This is a genomic window from Methylosinus sp. (genome assembly GCF_036560965.1).
GTDB lineage: Bacteria > Pseudomonadota > Alphaproteobacteria > Rhizobiales > Beijerinckiaceae > Methylosinus.
The window spans coordinates 1-18,075 of the sequence record NZ_DATBQF010000019.1; the positions used below are offsets into that span (position 1 = coordinate 1).

The following is an 18,075-nucleotide window of genomic DNA, read 5'->3' on the forward strand; positions in this document are numbered from 1 at the left end:
CGACGCGCTGTTCGACAACGGCCGGCGTGGCCGCGTCATCACCGGCGCCAATAAGCGCCCGCTGAAGTCGCTCGCCGACATGCTGAAGGGCAAGCAGGGCCGCTTCCGCCAGAATCTGCTCGGCAAGCGCGTCGATTATTCCGGCCGCTCGGTCATCGTCGTGGGTCCGGAGCTCAAGCTCCATCAATGCGGCCTGCCGAAGAAGATGGCGCTGGAGCTGTTCAAGCCCTTCATCTATTCGCGTCTCGACGCGAAGGGCCATTCGGCCACGGTGAAGCAGGCCAAGAAGCTGGTCGAGAAGGAGAAGCCGGAGGTTTGGGACATCCTCGACGAGGTGATCCGCGAGCATCCGATTCTGCTCAATCGCGCGCCGACCCTGCATCGCCTCGGCATTCAGGCCTTCGAGCCGGTGCTGATCGAGGGCAAGGCGATCCAGCTGCATCCGCTCGTCTGCGCCGCCTTCAACGCCGATTTCGACGGCGACCAGATGGCCGTGCATGTGCCTTTGTCGCTCGAGGCGCAGCTCGAAGCGCGCGTGCTGATGATGTCGACGAACAACATTCTGCATCCGGCCAATGGTCAGCCGATCATCGTGCCGTCGCAGGATATCGTTCTCGGCCTCTATTATCTGTCGCTCGAGCGCGACGGCGAGCCCGGCCAAGGCATGATGTTCGCCGACCAGGGCGAGATCGAGCACGCGATCGCCGCCAAGGCGATCACGCTGCAGACCAAGATCAAGGGCCGCGCCTGGACCTATGACGAGAAGGGCCAGCGCGTGTCGAAGATCTTCGACACGACGCCCGGCCGCCTGATCCTCGGCCAGCTGCTGCCGCGCAATCCGAAGATTCCCTTCGACGCAGCCAACAAGCTGATGACGAAGAAGGAAATCTCCAACATGATCGACACCGTCTACCGCAACTGCGGTCAGAAGGAGACGGTCATCTTCTGCGATCGCATCATGTCTCTCGGCTTCCGCGAGGCGTTCAAGGCGGGCATCTCCTTCGGCAAGGATGACATGGTCATCCCGGAGACGAAGGAGCGCATCATCGCCGAGACGCGCGCGGCGACGAAGGAATATGAGCAGCAGTATAACGACGGCCTCATCACCCAGGGCGAGAAATACAATAAGGTCGTCGACGCCTGGATGAAGTGCTCGGAGAAGCTCGCCGAGGAGATGATGATCCGCATCTCCACCGTCCGCAAGGACGAGCACGGCCGCGATCTGCCGATCAACTCGATCTATATGATGTCCCACTCGGGCGCCCGCGGCTCGCCCGCGCAGATGAAGCAGCTCGCGGCGATGCGCGGCCTCATGACCAAGCCCTCGGGCGAGATCATCGAGACCCCGATCATCTCGAACTTCAAAGAGGGCCTCACCGTTCTCGAATACTTCAACTCCACCCACGGCTCCCGCAAGGGCCTGTCGGACACGGCGTTGAAGACCGCGAACTCGGGCTATCTCACGCGTCGTCTCGTCGACGTGGCGCAGGATTCGATCATCACCACGGTCGATTGCGGCACCGAGAAGGGCATTCGCATGCGGGCGATCATCGACGCCGGCCAGGTCGTCGCCTCGCTCACCTCGCGCATTCTCGGCCGCACCGCGGCGGAGGATCTGCGCGACCAGCAGGGCAAGATCATCGTCCCCAATGGCGAGATGATCCAGGAGTGGCATATCGAGCCGATCAACGCCGCCGGTCTTCAGGAGGTGAAGATCCGCTCGGTGCTGACCTGCGAGTCGAAGAATGGCGTCTGCGGCAAATGCTACGGGCGCGACCTCGCCCGCGGCACGCCCGTCAATATGGGCGAGGCGGTCGGCGTCATCGCGGCGCAGTCGATCGGCGAGCCCGGCACGCAGCTCACCATGCGCACCTTCCACATCGGCGGCGCGGCGCAGCTCGCGGATCAGTCCTTCGTCGAGTCGAACTTCGAAGGCACGGTGCATATCCGCAACCGCCATGTCGCGCGCAACTCGGATGGCGATCTCATCGTCATGGCGCGTAACGTCGCGGCGGTGATCGTCGGGCCGGATGGCGTCGAGCGCGCGGTCAACCGTATCCAATACGGCGCAAGGCTGAAGGTCGACGAGGGCGACAAGATCAAGCGCGGCGAACGCATCGCGGAATGGGACCCCTACACGCGTCCCATCGTCAGCGAGGTCGACGGCGCGATCGGCTTCGAGGATCTCGTCGAAGGCCAGTCGGTGACGGAGACGGCCGACGAATCGACCGGCATCACCAAGCGCGTCGTCATGGATTGGCGTCTCAACACGCGTTCGGCGAGCCTCAAGCCGGCGATTCTGATCAAGAGCCCCGACGGCAAGGTCATCAAGCTGCAGCGCGGCGGCGACGCTCGCTACACGCTGCCGGCCGAGTCGATCATCGCGGTCGAGCCGGGCTCGGTGATCAAGGCCGGCGACATTGTCGCGCGTATCTCGCTGGAGAGCGCCAAGACGCGCGACATCACCGGCGGTCTGCCGCGCGTCGCCGAGCTGTTCGAGGCGCGCCGTCCCAAGGATCACGCGATCATCGCGGAAATCACCGGCACGGTGCAATTCGGCCGCGACTACAAGAACAAGCAGCGCCTCTCCATCGTCCCGCACGAGGAGGGGGGCGAGCCGGTCGAATATCTGATCCCCAAGGGCAAGCACATCCATCTCCAGGACGGCGACGTCGTGGAGAAGGGCGACTATATCGTCGACGGCAATCCGGCCCCGCACGACATTCTGGCGATCAAGGGCGTGGAGGAGCTGGCCGCTTACCTCGTCAACGAGATCCAGGAGGTCTACCGGCTGCAGGGCGTCAACATCAACGACAAGCACATCGAGGTGATCGTGCGTCAGATGTTGCAGAAGGTCGATATCGTCGACGCCGGCGACACCGGCTTCCTCGACGGCGAGCAGGTCGATCAAACCGAGCTCGACGAGGCCAACGCCAAGGTGCTCGAAGAGGGCGGCAAGATCGCGCATGGCACGCCGGTGCTGCTCGGCATCACCAAGGCTTCGCTGCAGACGCGCTCCTTCTTCTCGGCGGCCTCCTTCCAGGAGACGACGCGCGTGCTCACGGAAGCGGCGGTCAATGGCAAGGTGGACCCGCTCGTCGGCCTGAAGGAGAATGTCATCGTCGGCCGGCTGATCCCGGCGGGCACGGGCGCGGCCATGGCGAAGTTCCGTGGCATCGCCACCGGCCGCGACGATCTCATCATCGAGCAGCGCGCCGCCGAAGCCGACGCGCGCCCGACGACGCCGCGCCTGCCGCCCGCCGCGGCGGAGTGAGGCGGCGAATAGACCGAAGAAAAGGCCGCCCAGCGATGGGCGGCCTTTTTCATGGGGGTCGGTCGTCGAGAGGCGACGATCGTCGGTCGGCGGCCTATCGCTTCTTCCGGCCGCCGGCCTCGGCCGTTTTCTTGAAGCCGGTCGCGAGCTGCGTGCCGAGCGCGAGAGCCCGGGCTTCGGTCACGCGCAGCGCGCAATAGCCGAAATCGGCTTCCTGAATATAGGAGCGGCAAATCTCCTCGCGGCGCGCCGAAAATCCGGCCTGCTCGCGCACCAGCTCCTTGCGCTGGGCCTTGTCGGATTTGATCTTGTCGTAGAGCGCCTTGAAATCATTGCGCACGGTCTGGTCGATGCGGGCGCGCATCGTCAGCATGTCGCCGGCGCGCTTGGGGTCGAAATCGCCGCCGCCCATGCCCCAGAGTCCATTGGGATCGGCGCGGCAATCGGCCTGCTTCAGCTCGCAGGCCTTGCCCTCGGCGCTGACGAGAATCGCGCCGTCGAGCGCGTCGAAGCCGAAGGGGCAGGCCGGAAACTCCACCTCATAGCGATGAAGTCCGCTCGCCGTCTCCCGCGGCGTGAGCCGCAGCGGCTCGGAGACCTCGATCCGGCAGGTCTCGCCGGAGCGCGTCAGCCGATCGCCGACCAGCGACAGGCGCGCGACCTCGAGCGCGCCGCCACGGCGCTGCAATTCGATCGAGCCATGCGCTTCGCCATCCTGATAGAGGACGCGGCCGAGGATCGAGTCCTCGCTCGGCAATTTGGGGGCGACGGGCGCGACAGCGGCGCGGGGTTTCGGCTTTGGCGCTTCGGCCGGCGCCGCGACAGCGCCCGTCGGCGCAGGCGCGACCGCGCCCGGCAACGCCATCTGCGCGACGGCGCCGGTCGAGGCGGCGAGAGCCGAAAGAAGCGCCGCGCCGAGAATCGCGCGGGAGGACACATTGGACATGAAAGATAACAAAGACTGAAAGACGCGGCCTCGGCAAGTGCCTCGGCAAATGCGGATCGAGGCCCCGTCCGATGCCGCGCCTCAACGCGGCGCCAGCACCATGATCATCTGGCGGCCTTCCATCGAGGGCTCGAGCTCGACCTTGGCGATGGTGACCGTCTCTGCCTTGACACGGCTCATCAGCCGGTAGCCGATGTCCTGATGGGCGATCTCACGGCCGCGAAAGCGCAATGTGACCTTGACCTTGTCGCCCTCTTCGAAGAAGCGCAGCACGGCCTTCATCTTCACTTCATAGTCGTGCTCGTCGATGCCGGGGCGGAGCTTGATCTCCTTGACCTCGACGATCTTCTGCTTCTTGCGGGCCTCGGCGGCCTTCTTCTGTTCGAGAAATCGAAATCTTCCGTAATCGAGGATTTTGCAGACCGGCGGCTCGGAGTTGGGCGCGATCTCGACGAGATCGAGCGAAGCCGTCTCCGCCAGTGTGAGGGCGTCGGGCAGCGGAACCACGCCGTGGTTCTTGCCTTCCGAGTCGATCAGTTGCACCTCGCGCGCGCGAATCTCCCGGTTGATGCGCGGACCCTCTTTCTGTGGGGCCGCGGTGCTCTTCATTGGACGGCGAATGGATATTCTCCCTTCAGGATGAAACCGATCGTCTGCCGATCCGAGCCGATTCGCGAGAGCAAGCGGCATAAAGCCGCCACCTCCCCCGAGACGACCCGGCGGATGGCCGACGTCGAAAGAATCTCACTCTCTTCGACGAAGTCAACCGTCGAGAGGGAACTATTCTCGGTGACGTGGTCGAAATCGGTGCTCAACCGCAATCCGCGAAGGCGGGACAGGCTGCGCCGCAGCCTCCCGCTCCACCCATTGCGGCGCAGGACGCCTCTGTCTCGCCTCCGCTCGCGGGCTTGGCGATCAGCGACAGCTGGCGCGTCAATTCGACGCTTCCGCAGGCCGGACATGCGGGAATGTCGTCCGAGCGCACCAATGTCTCGAACTCTTTGTCGCAGGAATTGCAGCGATAAGCGTAGAGCGGCATCGATATCCTCGTTACCGGGAAGACGTTCCGACGATTACATGCGCTCGAGGCCGCGTCATTGCAAGCCGTGGCTCCTGCTCACCCGGCCCCCTGTCGCGCGCCGCTGCTCACTCGGCGCGGGCGAGGCGCAGCGCATAGGCGCGGACATCCTTCGGCCATTCAGTCATTTGCGCTTCGAATCGCGCGGCGTCTCCCGAAAAGAGCGCGCGCAGCGCCTCCTCATAGCCCGGCAAATCTCCGGCGACGGCCGACAGAAAGCGATAGGCGGCCTCGCGCGCCGCGCGCTGACGCCCATCCGCCCCGCCCTCGCGCCGCGCGGTCTCGACGAGGCGCCGCAGCGCCGCCGAAGCGCCCCCGGGCTGCGCGGCGAGCCAATCCCAATGGCGCGGCAGCAAGGTGATCTCGCGCGCCACGACGCCGAGCTTCGGCCGCCCGCGTCCGCGCGCGCCATCCTCAACGGCGTCCTGCTCCGCCGCGTCCTGCTCGACGCCGTTCGGCTCCGCAGCCGCGCTCCGGGCCCTGCCGCGCGCCCTGTCGCTCATGGCTGGGCCGGGCGGCGACGCGGCGAGCCGCGTGATGATCTCGGCTTTCGCGCCGCGCAAATCGAGATCGACGACCTCGCCGGTCGCATCGTCGAAAGTGAGGATAAAGCCGTCGGCGGCATCGGCGTTCTTGACCGCCAATGCGACCTCGACCAGAGGGCCGGCGGCCAGCATTCGCCCTTCGGCGAAAGCGGCGCAGGGCCGCGACAAACGGGAGAGCGCTTCGTTTTCCATGGGAAATTATACCCGTTATAAAATAGCAGAGTCAATAATACCCGGAATAAATATTCCACCGGCGGCCGGCGCCTGCGCCCTATCTGTTTCGGGGCCCCGCCTTTTTCGGCACGCGATGGAGATCTCCCGAATGATTCGCCCTTTCGCCCTTTGCCTTTGTCTGTGCGCCACGCCGATGCTCGCCGCGCGCGCGGAGCCCTCGGCGCAGGCCGAGACGCGACGAATCGAGTCGGATCTGCGCCGCATCCGGCTGCCGGAGGGCTTCTCCATCTCGCTCTATGCGCTGGTTCCCCATGCGCGCACGCTCGCCGTCGGCGGACGCGGCGCTGCGATCTTCGTCGGCACGGATGCGAGCCGCATTCATGTGCTGACGCCGGGCGGCGAGCGCGCCGCTTCCATCGACGCATTCGCGCCGGACGCGCCTTTCGTCATTCCGCACGGCCTCTGCCTCGACGCGGAGGGAACGCTTTTCGTCGTCGAGCAGAATCGCATTTCGAGCTTCGCTTCGGCCGAGAAGGACTGGCGCAGCCTCGCCTGGAATGACGCGCGCAATCTCGCGCCGCAGGGCGGGCTCGTCCCCGTCGCCGAGCAGAGCGCCAATCACACGGCGCGCGTCTGTCGCATAGGGCCGGACGGCAGGCTCTATGTCGCGTTGGGCCAGCCATACAACGTCACCCCGCGCGAAAAGCTCGCGCTCTATGACCGGATCGGGATGGGCGGCATCATTCGCATGAATCGCGACGGCTCCGGTCGCGAGGTTTTCGCGCGTGGAATCCGCAATTCCGTGGGGATGGATTTCGATCCAGCGGATGGCGCGCTCTGGTTCACCGACAATCAGGTCGACCGCATGGGCGACGACACGCCGCCCGGCGAATTGAACCGCGCGACGTCGCCGGGATTGCATTTCGGCTTCCCCTGGTATGGCGGCGGCCATGTGCGCACTTACGAATATTCGCGCGACGAGCCGCCGCCGGGCGTGGTCTTTCCGCAGGTGGAGGAGGCGCCGCACGCCGCCGATCTCGGCATGAGCTTCTACCGTGGCTCGGCCTTCCCGCCCTATTATCGCGGCGGGATTTTCTCCGCCCAGCACGGCTCATGGGACCGCACCATGCCGGTCGGCGCGCGCGTGATGTTCACCCGCGTCGGCCCGGAGGGAAAGCGCGGCGTCAGCGAGCCCTTCGCCGAGGGCTGGGACACCGGCGATCCGCAATATCTCGGTCGCCCGGTGGATGTGGCGGAATTGCCGGACGGCTCGCTGCTGGTGACGGATGACCAGAACGGGGCCGTGTATCGGATCGTCTATCGCGCGCCGTGACGTCGGGCCTGGATCGTTTCGTCGCTGCGCTCGTCGCGATGACGCGCGATCAGGCCGGTTCTGCGCTTGTCCCGCTCAACGCCTTTCCGTCATGCCCCGTCACGCGCGCATCCAGCATCCGTCCCGCCTCGGCGCCGGGCGTGCGCAGCGGCGTGAAATCTTCGGCGCGGGCCATGCCGCCCTTTTCCGTCAGCACGCGCAAAGTCTTGCCGATCTGCGCGTCGAGATGGCGCGCCAGCGCCGCCTCTCCCGCTGCGCGCAGGCGGGCGGCGCGCTCTTTCACGATCACGCCATTGACTTGCGGCATCAGCGCCGCCGGCGTTCCGGGGCGCGGCGAAAAGGGGAAGACATGCAGATGCGTCAGCCCGCATTGCTCGACGAGAGCGAGCGTGCGCGCGAACATCTCTTCCGTCTCGGTGGGGAAGCCCACGATGAAATCGGCGCCGAAGACGATGTCCGGCCGCGCCGCGCGCAGCGCCGCGCAGAAGCCGATGGCGTCGGCGCGCGAATGGCGGCGCTTCATGCGCTTTAAAATCAGATCGTCGCCCGCTTGCAGCGAGAGATGCAGATGCGGCATGAGGCGCGGCTCGGCGCTCATGCAATCCAACAGCTCGGCGTCCGCCTCTATGCAGTCGATGGAGGAGAGCCGCAGCCGCTCGAGCTGCGGCAGCGCGCGCAGCACGGCGCGCACGAGCCCGCCGAGCGCGGCGCCTTCGGCGGCGTAGCTGGTCAGATCGACGCCGGTCAGCACGATCTCGCGCTTGCCGCTCGCGACGAGCCGGCGCGCTTCGGCGATGACCTCGGCCGGCGCGATGGAGCGCGACGGCCCGCGGCCGAAGGGGATGATGCAGAAAGTGCAGCGATGGTCGCAGCCGTTCTGCACGGCGAGAAAGGCGCGCGTCTGCCCCTCGGCGGCGCTCTCGGCGCGCGCCTCGCCGGGCTCGACGAGCACGCGGGCGACGCCGTCCATGGCGGAAAAGCTCTCGGGCTCGATGCGCGCCGCGCAGCCGGCGACGATGATCTCCGCCGTGGGACGCTCGCGGTTGAGGCGCCGGATCGTCTGCCGCGCCTGGCGCGTCGCCTCGGAGGTGACGGCGCAAGTGTTGACGATGACGCGCTCGCGGCCACTCGATTCCGGAGCGCCGGCGCGCGCCTCGCGCAGCAGCCGCTCCGAATCGACGTAATTGAGACGGCAGCCGAAGGTGACGATGTCGACCGCCGCGGTCACGCGTCCGGCTCGGTGAAGAAACGCGCCTCGAGCACTGTCTCGAATTCCAGCTCGACGTCGCCGGTCATCAGCACATGATCGTCCGCTCCCCAGGCGATGACGAGATCGCCGCCGGGCAGGCGCACGCGCGCCTCGCGGGCCGAGAGGCCGGCGCGGGCCGCCGCCACCAGCACGGCGCAGGCCGCCGAGCCGCAAGCGCGCGTCTCGCCCGTGCCGCGCTCCCAGACGCGCAGCAGAATCTCATCCGCCGCGATCATCTTGGCGAAGGAGATATTGGCGCGCTCGGGGAAGAGAGGGTGATGCTCCAGCTGCGGCCCGAGCGTCGCGAGATCGATCGTCTGCGGGTCCTCGACGAAGAAGACCGCATGGGGATTGCCCATGTTGACCGCCGAAAAGGCGGCGGGCGCCCCCTGGACGGGAGGCGAGAGCGGCACATTTGATGTGTCTGAGGCGTCAGTGGCGAGCGGGATCTCCCGCCAGCCGAGACGCGGCGCACCCATGTCGACGGTGAAGCGCGTGTCGCCGGCGCGCCAGGTGCGCACGGGGCCGGCGTCGGTCTCCAGCGTCAGCGCGTCGCCTTCGCCCGCGCGGCCGAGCACATAGGCGACGCAGCGCGTGCCATTGCCGCAGGCGGCGGAGAGCGAGCCGTCGGTGTTGTAGATGCGCATGAAGGCGTCGGCGCCCGCTTGGCGCGGCTCGTGCAGGACCATGAGCTGATCGAAGCGCAGGCCCGGCGCCCGCGCTATGGCGCGCGCCTCCGCGGGCGCCGCCTCGACGCCGGCTCCGCGCAAGTCGAGCACGAGTATTTCATTGCCGATCCCGTTCATGCGAAAGATCGGGCGGCCGGCGAGCGGGTTGGTCATCATGCCGTTCATTTCCTGTTACAGGCGTATATAGAGAATCGAATCGCGACGCTATGGCCGGCGCGCGCTTTCAAAAGGACGAGACCGATGAGCGATACGAACGGTGAGGGCTTCACGCAGAGATTGAAGCGCGCCTGGCCCTTTGTGGTGGGTCTGGCCGTTCTCGCCGTCGCGGCCGGCGCCTTTTTCGGCGCGACCTCCAGTCCGCCGCCCTCGCCTCCCTCCGCTCCGCCGTCATCCGCCGCCGTCGCCCCGCCGCCCGGCGCGCATGCCGCGGCGGAGGCGCCCGCGCCCGACAGCCCGGTCGCGCCCAAGCCGACGTTGGACCTCAACGAGCAGCAGCCGCCGGCCGATGCGCAGGCGGAGGCGCAGGCCGAGGCGATCGCCGGTCAGGCGATCGACATCATCGCGCGCCCCGTGGTCAAATTGCGCGGGCAGGGCACATGGGCGGAGGGGTTGAAGACGATCTCCGACGCCATCGCCAATCTGCGGATCGCCGCCTCCAAGGTCGGCCTCACGGTGGACGGACGTCCTCTCGTCGCCTTCACCGAGACGGATGACAATGGCTTTCATTTCGAGGCGATGCTGCCGCTCACGAAACCGCCGGAGGCCAAGACGAAGCTCGACCATGGCGTCGAGGTCGGCGCCTCGCCCGCCGGCAAGGCGCTGAAATTCCAGCACCGCGGACCCTATGAGGAGATCGACTCGACCTATGAGGCGATCACCGCCTTTCTGGACGAGAAGGGCCTCGATACGAAAAATCTGTTCGTCGAGGAATATCTCACCGATTTGAAGACCAGCGACGACGATGGGCTCGAGGTGGATATTTACGTATTCTTGAAGTGAGAGGCGTCACGTCGTCGTCTCTCCTTCCGGGCGATATTCGAGAATATCGCCCGGTTGGCAGTCCAAGACCTCGCAGATCTTCTCCAGCGTGTCGAAGCGAATTCCCTTCACCTTGCCGGATTTCAAGAGGCTGACGTTCTGCTCGGCGATGCCGATGCGTTGCGCGAGATCGCGCGAGCGCATCTTGCGCCGCGCCAGCATCACGTCGAGATTGACCACGATCGCCATGGCGCTCACACGAACTGCGCGTTTTCGCCGGCGATGTCGGCGGCCGTCTTGAAGATATGCGCAATGGCGACCAGCATCAGCGTGAAGATGATGTTGAGCAGATCCTCGAGCCTTATATAGCCGTGATGGCTCTGCTCGAAGGGCAGATGCGAGGCGATCGCGAGAATGATCGCCGAGCGGAGCGCCACATCCAGAAAAATCGAGGCGAGGCCGATCACGCCCGCGCGCCGCAGCCATAGCGCCGCCTCGGCGGAGAACACGCCGCCGCTCAGATAGAGGCTGAAGACGCGCCACAGGCAAAAGCAGATCACGGCGACGAACACCCACAGGGCGAGGCTCAGCGCCGTCGCGATCGCATATTGGCCTTGCGAAGCGCCCGAAACGTCGATCTGCAGCAGCTCGCGATAATGGCTCTCGACCTTTCCACGATCGGCCCAGAAGGTCAGGATCGCGAGGAGATCCGCCCCGGCGAAAAGCACGACGAGCGTGCGGATCGTCTGGCAGATCCAGCCGATGCGCATCCGCAGCGCCGAGACGCGCGGGTCTTGAAAAGCGGCGATGTCGGTCATGAAATTCATCCTTCTCCTCGCGCCGGCAGAAATTGCCGTATCGCGCGATGAAAACAATTTGACGCATATTATTTTTAATGTCAAACATGAAATTATTATAGAACCACAGGAAGCGAACCATGACCCGCGGTTTCACGCCTCTCACGCTCGCCGTCGCCGCTTGCCTCTCCGGTTGCAATGGCGTGCCGCTCGCCACGCAATGGAAGCTGCGCTCCTATGATCTCTCGACCGCCGACGTCGCGCCTCTGCGCGTCGCTTTGCGCGCGCCCGATTGGCTCGAGCCGACGCCCGCCAGCGCGCGGGTCGTCGCGACCTATTGGCGCGACGGCGAGGAGGAGGCGAAGCATGTGCTGACGATTCGTCTCGTCGGCTCCGAGCGCGCGGAGGACGCTCCTGTCCTCGCTGGACAGGACGCCGCCGCCTCCGGCAGGCTCGTCGTCTTCGAAGCCGATCGCCGCGATCTCGCCGCCATCCGCGCCGCGCAGGAGGAAGCGAGCCGCTGGCGCGCGAGCCGGGCGCAAACGCATGGCTCGCTCGATCTTACCGGCGGCCTCTTCTGCCGCCGCGCGGAGATCGCGAAGGGGCCGTTGCTCTTCGACGTCTATGTCCATGCGGATGATGGGCTCGGCTGGCTGCCGCTGCTCCTCGGCCATGATGCGCATCCGAGCGACGCGGACGAGCGGAAGTTGGCCGATTTCATGCCGCCTTGCGCGGCCGGGCCCGCGAGCCTCGCAGCCAAAGCGCGGAAATAGCGGGCCGATTGCGCCGCTGTCCGATCTTGCTGGCGCAGCCCCCCCTCGATCCGATATGATCCTCGCCACACTGCCCGCGGGCAGGGCTGGACACCCAAGTCAATGTACGGCGACGAGCTTTCCGTCGGCTTCGAAATCTTAGAGATCATCTGGATCGATCTGCTTCTCTCGGGCGACAATGCGATCCTCATCGCGCTCGCCTGTCACAAGCTCCCGAAAAAGCAACGACGATGGGGCATATTGCTGGGCGCGGCCGGCGGCGTCGCGTTGCGCATCGCCTTCGCTTTCGTCGTCGTCCAGCTCATGGGCGTTCCGGCGCTCAAGGCGATAGGCGGCGTCCTGCTGCTGGGCGTCGCGGTGAAGCTGCTGATCGACGAGACCGAGCATCACGTCGATGCGAAAGAGGATCTCTGGGGCGCTGTCGCCGCCATCGTCATGGCCGATGCGGTGATGTCGCTCGACAATGTCATCGCCATCGCCGGCGCCGCGCGCGGCTCCATGCCGCTCATCATTTTCGGCCTCGCCGTCTCGGTGCCGATCGTCGTCTTCGGCGCCGGATTGCTGATGCAGGCGCTGTCGCGCTTTCCCATTCTGGTCTGGGCCGGCGCGGGCCTGCTCGGCTGGATATCGGGCGAGCTGATCGCCGGCGATCCGGTGTGGGAAAAATTCGGCTGGACCGCGCCCGCTCATTTCGATCTTGCCGCCTCCGTCGTCGGCGCCGTTCTGGTGCTCGCCGCCGGCGGGATCGCGCTGAAGCTCGAGGAGCGCGCCGAGGCGCGGCGCAAGACGCAAGGCGGGGGCTGATCCGCCATGGCGCTCGCGCTGCTGAAATGGGCGCTGCTCGTCGCCGTCTGCGTCTATGTTCTCGCGGCGGCGGGTCTCGGCCTGTTTCAGCGGCGGCTGCTATATCTGCCGGATACGCGCCACATCCCGCCGCATGAGGCGGGCCTGGACGGCGTCGAGGAGCTGACCCTCGCGACCGCCGATGGCGAGACGATCGTCGCCTGGCGCGCGCCGCCGCGCGAAGGGCGGCCGGTGCTTCTCTATTTTCACGGCAACGCCGGCGGGCTCTTCGACCGCGTCGCGCGTTTCCGCAATTTTATCGGCGAGGGCTATGGCTTCCTCGCCATCGCCTATCGCGGCTATGCCGGCTCCAGCGGAACGCCGACGCAAGACGGACTCATGCGCGACGCCGAGGCGGCCTATGACGCCGCCCGCGAAGCCTATGCGCCCGCCCGCATCGTGATCGTCGGCGAATCGCTCGGCTCCGGCGTCGCGACTCGGCTCGCCGCGCGGCGGGAGGCGGCGGCGCTGGTGCTCGATTCGCCCTTCACCTCGGCGGCCGACATCGCCGCGGCGCGCTATGGCTTCCTGCCGGTGCGCTGGCTGATGCTGGATCAGTTCCGCTCCGATCTCGCCATTCGCGATGTGCATATGCCGGTGCTGATCGTCCATGGCGATCAGGACGGCGTGGTGCCGATCGCGCTCGGGCAACGGCTGTTCGCGCTCGCCAATGAGCCGAAGAGCTTCATTCGCGTGCCCGGGGGGCAGCATCTCGTCGTCGGATTGGCGAATGTGTTTCCGCGCGTCGCGCGCTGGGTGGATGCGACGCTCGCCGCGCCACGCCGCATGGAGAGGCGAGCGACTGAGCGTGTCGCTCAGCCGCGCGAGGAGCCTTGGCGCGCGATGGGCTGCTGCGGATCGAGCGCCAGAGCGCGCTGATAGGATTCCGCCGCCTTCTGGCGATTGCCCTTGCGCTCATAGGCGAGGCCGAGCCACGCCCAGGCCGGGGCGCTCCGATTGTCGACATTGAGCGCCGCGTTGAAATCCTCGATCGCCTTGTCGTAATTGCCGAGCGTGACGAGGCTCTCGCCGCGCGCCTGATAGGGCGCCGCCGCGAAGGGATCGCGGTCGATGGCGTTGTCGAAATCGGTGACGGCGCGTTGATTGTCGCCGCGCTTCTGATGGATCAGCCCGCGCGCGTGAAACGCCTGGGCGCTCTCGGGATTGAGCTTGATCGCGGAATCGAGGTCGAGCAGCGCCTGATCGAAATTGCCCTGCGAGCGCAAGAGATTGGCGCGGCCTATATAGGCCGGGGCGTGATTGGGATTGACGTCGACGGCGCGATCGAAGTCCAGTCGCGCCTGATCGTTGCGGCCGATCTGGCGGAAGGCGAGCGCGCGATTGGTGAAGGCGGCGGCGTTATTGGGCTCGATCTTGATCGCCTGGGAGAAGTCGGTGATCGCCTCCTGGAACTGGCCGATCTTGGCCAGCGCCACGCCGCGCGTGTTGAACGCTTCGGCGCTCGGATTGCGCCGAATGACCTCCGACAGCGATTCGATATTGGCGTTGGCGGCCTTGGGGTCGGCGGCGTCCGTCTCGGCGAAGCCCCGTCCCGGCGGGCGCAGCATGCCGGCGGTCTCGCAGCCGGCGAGAGCGAGCAGCGCCAGAACCGCGGCGCAGACGCGCGAAGGCGCACGGCGCGCCGATAGGGCGGACGTCCGGCGAACCGCCGAGCCGAGCGGCAATTCCATTCCGTCCGACCTCCTAGAACGATGTCCTGAAAGCGCCTGACGCGCCATGACGATGATATAGACCGGGCAATTCGGCGAGAATTCGACCGCGCGCCCGGTTTTGGACGCTCAGCGACCGCCGACGGCGGGCTTCGGCTTCATCGGCAGCAGGCCTTCGCGCTGCAGCTTCTTGCGGGCGAGCTTGCGGGCGCGGCGCACGGCCTCGGCCTTCTCGCGGGCCCGTTTCTCCGAGGGCTTCTCGTAATGGCCGCGGAGCTTCATCTCACGGAAAATGCCTTCGCGCTGCATCTTCTTCTTCAGCGCCTTGAGAGCCTGGTCGACATTATTGTCGCGGACGAGAACTTGCACGAAGCGATCCTGTTTTTTGGGGCGGCGGCGCCCCGGTTGGAGACGTTGCTGCGGAGGTGAGAATAGTCGATCGGGCGCTGACGGAGCGCCTGATCCGTGCGCGGGGAATTAACAGACTTGCCCGGCGTTGTCCACAAGGAGCAGCTGTGGCGACGCCGGCCTCCGTACTAACCGATATGCGCCGCCGATATACGCCCGAGAGGCGTCGCCGACGGTTTCGCCGAAGCGGGCGCGGCCGAGGCGGCGGTGGGGAGGGTGGATTTTTGCGGCCGCTTTCGCCACCATGCCATAAAGCGCGCGGCCATAAAGCGCGAGTCACGGCGCGCGCGGCGTTTTCTGGAGATGACATGAACAAGCCGATCACGAGAGGCGAATTGAGCGCGGCCGATGGCGCGGAGGCGATCCGCGCCCGCTATCGCCGGGACGATTCCCCGACTCCGCCCGTTTGGAACGAGACGCTGGACCTTTTGCTCGCGCATCGCTCCATCCGCGCCTATCTGCCGGAAAAAATTCCCGCCGAGACTCTGGCGACCGTCGTCGCCGCCGCGCAATCGGCCGCGACCTCCTCCAATCTCCAGGTGTGGAGCCTCGTCGCCGTGGAGGATGAGGCGCGCAAGAGCCGGCTCGCCGATCTCGCCGGCAATCAGCAGCATATTCGCGACGCGCCTTTGTTTCTTCTGTGGCTCGCCGATCTCTCGCGACTCGACGCTATCGGCAAGGAGCAGGGGCGCGACGGGGCGGCGCTGCCCTTCCTCGAAATGTTCCTCACCGCGTCGATCGACGCGGCGCTGGCCGCGCAAAATGCGCTGGTCGCGTTCGAATCGCTCGGTTTCGGCGGCGTCTATATCGGCGGGATTCGCAACAAGCCGGAGGAGGTGGCCAAGGAGCTGGAGCTGCCGCCGGGCGTGTTCGCCGTCTTCGGCATGGCGGTCGGCCGTCCCGATCCGGCCAAGGCCGGCGGCGTGCGCCCGCGCCTCGGCCAGGGCGCCGTTCTGCATCGCGAGCACTACGCCTGGAACGAGGCGCAGCGCGAGGCCGTCGCGACCTATGACGAGAAGTTCCGCGATTTTCAAAAAGAGGCCGGCCTTCCCGAGCAGGGCTGGATACGCCAGGCGCTCTCCCGCGTGCGCGGCCCCGAGAGCCTCAGCGGCCGCGATCGGCTGAAGGAGGCGCTGCGCGCGCTGGGCTTCGCGTTGAAATAAGAGCAACTTCTCCAAGGAGCGCTCCACCCTCCCCTTCAGGGGGAGGGTCGGCCGGCGTCAGCCGGACGGGGTGGGGAGCCCCCGAGACTCGGGGCGTCACCCCTCCCGATCGCCTTCGGCGCTCGATCTCCCCCTCCAGGGGACAGGGGAATCGCGCCGTCATTTCTCGCTCACCCGACCGCCTCGAGGCATGCGAGGCCGCCTTGCAACGAGGTTTGCGTCACGCAGATCGCGCCGGCGCCGGGACCTCGGGGGGCTCACCTCACCCGGCGATCTCCTCGCGCTTGATTTCCAGCTCCAGCCAGCTCTCCTCCGCCGTGGCCAGCTCCGCCTCCACTTTCGCGAACAGCTTGGTCGCGTCGGCGAATTTCGTCGGATCGCGCGCATAGAGCTGGGGGTCGTCCAAGAATTTCTGCAGCTTCGCCCGCTTGCCGCGCAATTCCTCCATTTTCGCCGGCAGCGTCGCCAGCGCATGCTGCTCGGAGAAAGAGAGGCGTGGCTTGGCCGCGGTTTTCGGCCGCGGCGCCGCGGCGGCTTTCGTCTTCTCCTCGCGCGGGGCGGAGGCTGCGCCTCTCGACTGCACGCCTTCGCCGCGCTGCGCCACCATGTCGGAATAGCCGCCGGCATATTCGATCCAGCGGCCGTTTCCGTCCGACATCAGCACGGAGGTGGCGACGCGGTCGAGAAAATCGCGATCATGGCTCACCACGATCAGCGTGCCGGGATAATCGGCGAGCATTTCCTCCAGGAGATCGAGCGTCTCGAGATCGAGGTCGTTGGTCGGCTCGTCGAGCACCAGCAGATTGCAGGGCTGCGCCAGCGCGCGCGCGAGCAGCAGCCGTCCGCGCTCGCCGCCGGAGAGGCGGCCGATGGGCGTGCGCGCCTGCTCGGGCCCGAAGAGGAAGTCCCGCATATAGCCGATGACATGCTTGCGCTGGCCGTTGATCTCGACGAAATCGGAGCCGCCGCCGGTCAGCGCGTCTTTCAGCGTCGTCTGCGGATCGAGGCTGGCGCGGCTCTGGTCGAGCGTCGCCATCTCGACGGCGGCGCCCAGCCGCACATGGCCCCCGTCCGGCGCCAGCGCCCCGGTCAGCAGCTTGATCAACGTGGTCTTGCCGGCGCCGTTCGCGCCGACGATGCCGAGCCGATCGCCGCGCAGCACGCGCGTCGAGAAATCGTCGACGATCACGCGATCGCCGAAGGATTTCGAAATTCCGCGCGCCTCGACGACCAGCGTGCCGGAGGTCTGCGCCTCGGCGACCTCGAGCTTGACGTCGCCCGTGGGCGCGACCCGCCGGCGCCGCGCCGCCCGCATGTCCTGGAGATCGCCGAGCCGCTTCTGATTGCGCTTGCGCCGGCCGGTCACGCCATAGCGCACCCAATGCTCCTCGGCGACGATCTTGCGGTCGATCTTGTGCTGCTGCTTCTCCTCCTCCTCGATCTCGCGGTCGCGCCAGGCCTCGAACTCCTTGAAGCCGCGAGACAAAAACCGCGTCCGCCCGCGGTCGAGCCAGAGCGTGGCGCGAGTCAGATCATGCAGGAAGCGGCGATCGTGGCTGATGACGACGATCGCCGAGCGCAGCCCTGCGAGCCGCTCCTCGAGCCAGAGAATCGCCGGCAGATCGAGATGGTTCGTCGGCTCGTCGAGCAGCAGGACGTCGGGCTCGGGCGCGAGGGCGCGGACCAGCGCCGCCCGTCTTCCCTCGCCGCCCGAGAGGCTGCCGGGGTTTTCCTCCCCGGTCAGGCCGAGCTCCGTGAGCAGCGCCTCGGCGATATGAGGATCGTCGGTCGGGCCGAGCCCGGCCACGACATAGTCGCGCGTCGTGGCGAAGCCCGAGAGATCGGGCTCCTGCGGCAGATAGCGCAGGCTCGCTCCCGGCTGCAGGAAGCGCGTTCCGGCGTCGGTCTCCACCTCGCCGGCGGCGATTCGCAGCAGCGTGGACTTGCCCGAGCCATTGCGGCCGACGAGGCACAGGCGCTCGCCGGCGGAGACGGAAAGATCGGCCGATTCGAGCAGCGGCTTGCCGCCGAGCGTCAGGACGACGTTCTGGAGCGTCAGAAGGGGAGGCGGGGCCATGGGGTCCGATGGTTGCGCGCCGGCGACGCGGCCGGCTCGCGGTCTTTTATCGCACTCGCCCCGGAACGCCACCCTGGA

The 18,075-nt window shown here is 66.8% G+C and carries 19 protein-coding genes; 7 read left to right on the forward strand and 12 right to left on the reverse strand.

All coding sequences use genetic code 11. The features are described from left to right. The coding region (locus VIF40_RS05850; protein WP_331936588.1) for a DNA-directed RNA polymerase subunit beta' at window positions 1-3,274 on the forward strand (3,274 nt) is incomplete at its 5' end. Window positions 3,275-3,368: 94 nt separating this feature from the next. On the opposite strand, the gene VIF40_RS05855 is transcribed toward VIF40_RS05850, so the two are convergent. From VIF40_RS05855 to VIF40_RS05875, 5 genes are all read right to left on the reverse strand, one after another. Continuing rightward, a complete protein-coding gene (locus VIF40_RS05855) occupies window positions 3,369-4,220 on the reverse strand; it encodes a hypothetical protein (protein WP_331936589.1) in 852 nt (283 codons plus the stop codon). Window positions 4,221-4,301: 81 nt separating this feature from the next. Next, window positions 4,302-4,829 (reverse strand): translation initiation factor IF-3, encoded by a 528-nt coding sequence (gene infC / locus VIF40_RS05860; protein ID WP_331936590.1) that lies wholly within the window; start codon window positions 4,827-4,829, stop codon window positions 4,302-4,304. Next, window positions 4,826-5,035, reverse strand: a complete 210-nt coding sequence (locus tag VIF40_RS05865; protein ID WP_331936591.1) for a hypothetical protein — start codon at window positions 5,033-5,035, stop codon at window positions 4,826-4,828. The genes infC and VIF40_RS05865 overlap by 4 nt, the downstream gene beginning before the upstream one ends. After that, a complete protein-coding gene (locus tag VIF40_RS05870; protein WP_331936592.1) occupies window positions 5,032-5,259 on the reverse strand; it encodes a zinc ribbon domain-containing protein in 228 nt (75 codons plus the stop codon). Before VIF40_RS05870 ends, VIF40_RS05865 begins: the two co-directional genes overlap by 4 nt. A 107-nt stretch (window positions 5,260-5,366) precedes the next feature. After that, window positions 5,367-5,975: a DUF2239 family protein gene (locus VIF40_RS05875; protein WP_414684760.1), complete on the reverse strand. Its 609-nt coding sequence runs from the start codon at window positions 5,973-5,975 to the stop codon at window positions 5,367-5,369. A 190-nt stretch (window positions 5,976-6,165) separates the two neighbouring features. Here VIF40_RS05875 and VIF40_RS05880 point away from each other — a divergent pair, with 190 nt between their 5' ends. Beyond that, on the forward strand, window positions 6,166-7,350 hold the full coding sequence (locus VIF40_RS05880; RefSeq protein ID WP_414684761.1) for a PQQ-dependent sugar dehydrogenase: 1,185 nt from the start codon (window positions 6,166-6,168) through the stop codon (window positions 7,348-7,350). A 49-nt stretch (window positions 7,351-7,399) separates the two neighbouring features. Here VIF40_RS05880 and VIF40_RS05885 read toward each other — a convergent pair whose 3' ends face one another. Together VIF40_RS05885 and dapF are read right to left on the reverse strand one after the other, a co-directional pair. Further along, a complete protein-coding gene (locus VIF40_RS05885; protein WP_331936594.1) occupies window positions 7,400-8,578 on the reverse strand; it encodes a MiaB/RimO family radical SAM methylthiotransferase in 1,179 nt (392 codons plus the stop codon). After that, window positions 8,575-9,441 carry a diaminopimelate epimerase gene (dapF, locus tag VIF40_RS05890; RefSeq protein WP_331936671.1) on the reverse strand — a complete coding sequence of 289 codons (867 nt, stop codon included), beginning with the start codon at window positions 9,439-9,441 and terminating at the stop codon, window positions 8,575-8,577. The genes VIF40_RS05885 and dapF overlap by 4 nt, the downstream gene beginning before the upstream one ends. A gap of 87 nt (window positions 9,442-9,528) precedes the next feature. On the opposite strand from dapF, the gene VIF40_RS05895 reads away from it, so the two are divergent. Then, window positions 9,529-10,287, forward strand: coding sequence for a GyrI-like domain-containing protein (locus VIF40_RS05895; RefSeq protein WP_331936595.1), 759 nt, complete (start codon window positions 9,529-9,531; stop codon window positions 10,285-10,287). Window positions 10,288-10,293: 6 nt separating this feature from the next. On the opposite strand, the gene VIF40_RS05900 is transcribed toward VIF40_RS05895, so the two are convergent. Beyond that, window positions 10,294-10,515, reverse strand: coding sequence for a helix-turn-helix transcriptional regulator (locus tag VIF40_RS05900; protein ID WP_331936672.1), 222 nt, complete (start codon window positions 10,513-10,515; stop codon window positions 10,294-10,296). Between the two features lie 5 nt (window positions 10,516-10,520). Further along, complete coding sequence (locus VIF40_RS05905) at window positions 10,521-11,084, reverse strand: DUF2975 domain-containing protein (protein ID WP_331936596.1); 564 nt, start codon at window positions 11,082-11,084, stop codon at window positions 10,521-10,523. Window positions 11,085-11,203: 119 nt separating this feature from the next. Between VIF40_RS05905 and VIF40_RS05910 the strand changes: the two genes are divergently transcribed. The 3 genes from VIF40_RS05910 to VIF40_RS05920 all read left to right on the forward strand — a co-directional run bounded on the left by VIF40_RS05910 (window position 11,204) and on the right by VIF40_RS05920 (window position 13,558). Then, window positions 11,204-11,836: a hypothetical protein gene (locus VIF40_RS05910; RefSeq protein WP_331936597.1), complete on the forward strand. Its 633-nt coding sequence runs from the start codon at window positions 11,204-11,206 to the stop codon at window positions 11,834-11,836. Between the two features lie 102 nt (window positions 11,837-11,938). Next, window positions 11,939-12,640 carry a TerC family protein gene (locus VIF40_RS05915; protein WP_331936598.1) on the forward strand — a complete coding sequence of 234 codons (702 nt, stop codon included), beginning with the start codon at window positions 11,939-11,941 and terminating at the stop codon, window positions 12,638-12,640. A 6-nt stretch (window positions 12,641-12,646) separates the two neighbouring features. Beyond that, window positions 12,647-13,558 (forward strand): alpha/beta hydrolase, encoded by a 912-nt coding sequence (locus VIF40_RS05920; RefSeq protein WP_331936599.1) that lies wholly within the window; start codon window positions 12,647-12,649, stop codon window positions 13,556-13,558. Here the strand turns inward: VIF40_RS05920 and VIF40_RS05925 are convergent. Together VIF40_RS05925 and rpsU are read right to left on the reverse strand one after the other, a co-directional pair. Then, a complete protein-coding gene (locus tag VIF40_RS05925; protein WP_331936600.1) occupies window positions 13,495-14,370 on the reverse strand; it encodes a tetratricopeptide repeat protein in 876 nt (291 codons plus the stop codon). The genes VIF40_RS05920 and VIF40_RS05925 overlap by 64 nt on opposite strands. A 108-nt stretch (window positions 14,371-14,478) precedes the next feature. Then, window positions 14,479-14,718: a 30S ribosomal protein S21 gene (gene rpsU, locus VIF40_RS05930; RefSeq protein ID WP_024881562.1), complete on the reverse strand. Its 240-nt coding sequence runs from the start codon at window positions 14,716-14,718 to the stop codon at window positions 14,479-14,481. A 347-nt stretch (window positions 14,719-15,065) separates the two neighbouring features. Between rpsU and VIF40_RS05935 the strand changes: the two genes are divergently transcribed. Next, entirely contained in the window at window positions 15,066-15,920 is an 855-nt protein-coding gene (locus VIF40_RS05935) for an NADPH-dependent oxidoreductase (protein WP_331936601.1), read from the forward strand. A gap of 262 nt (window positions 15,921-16,182) precedes the next feature. Here the strand turns inward: VIF40_RS05935 and VIF40_RS05940 are convergent, their stop codons facing one another. Next, a complete protein-coding gene (locus VIF40_RS05940; RefSeq protein ID WP_331936602.1) occupies window positions 16,183-17,997 on the reverse strand; it encodes an ABC-F family ATP-binding cassette domain-containing protein in 1,815 nt (604 codons plus the stop codon). Window positions 17,998-18,075: the final 78 nt, after the last annotated feature.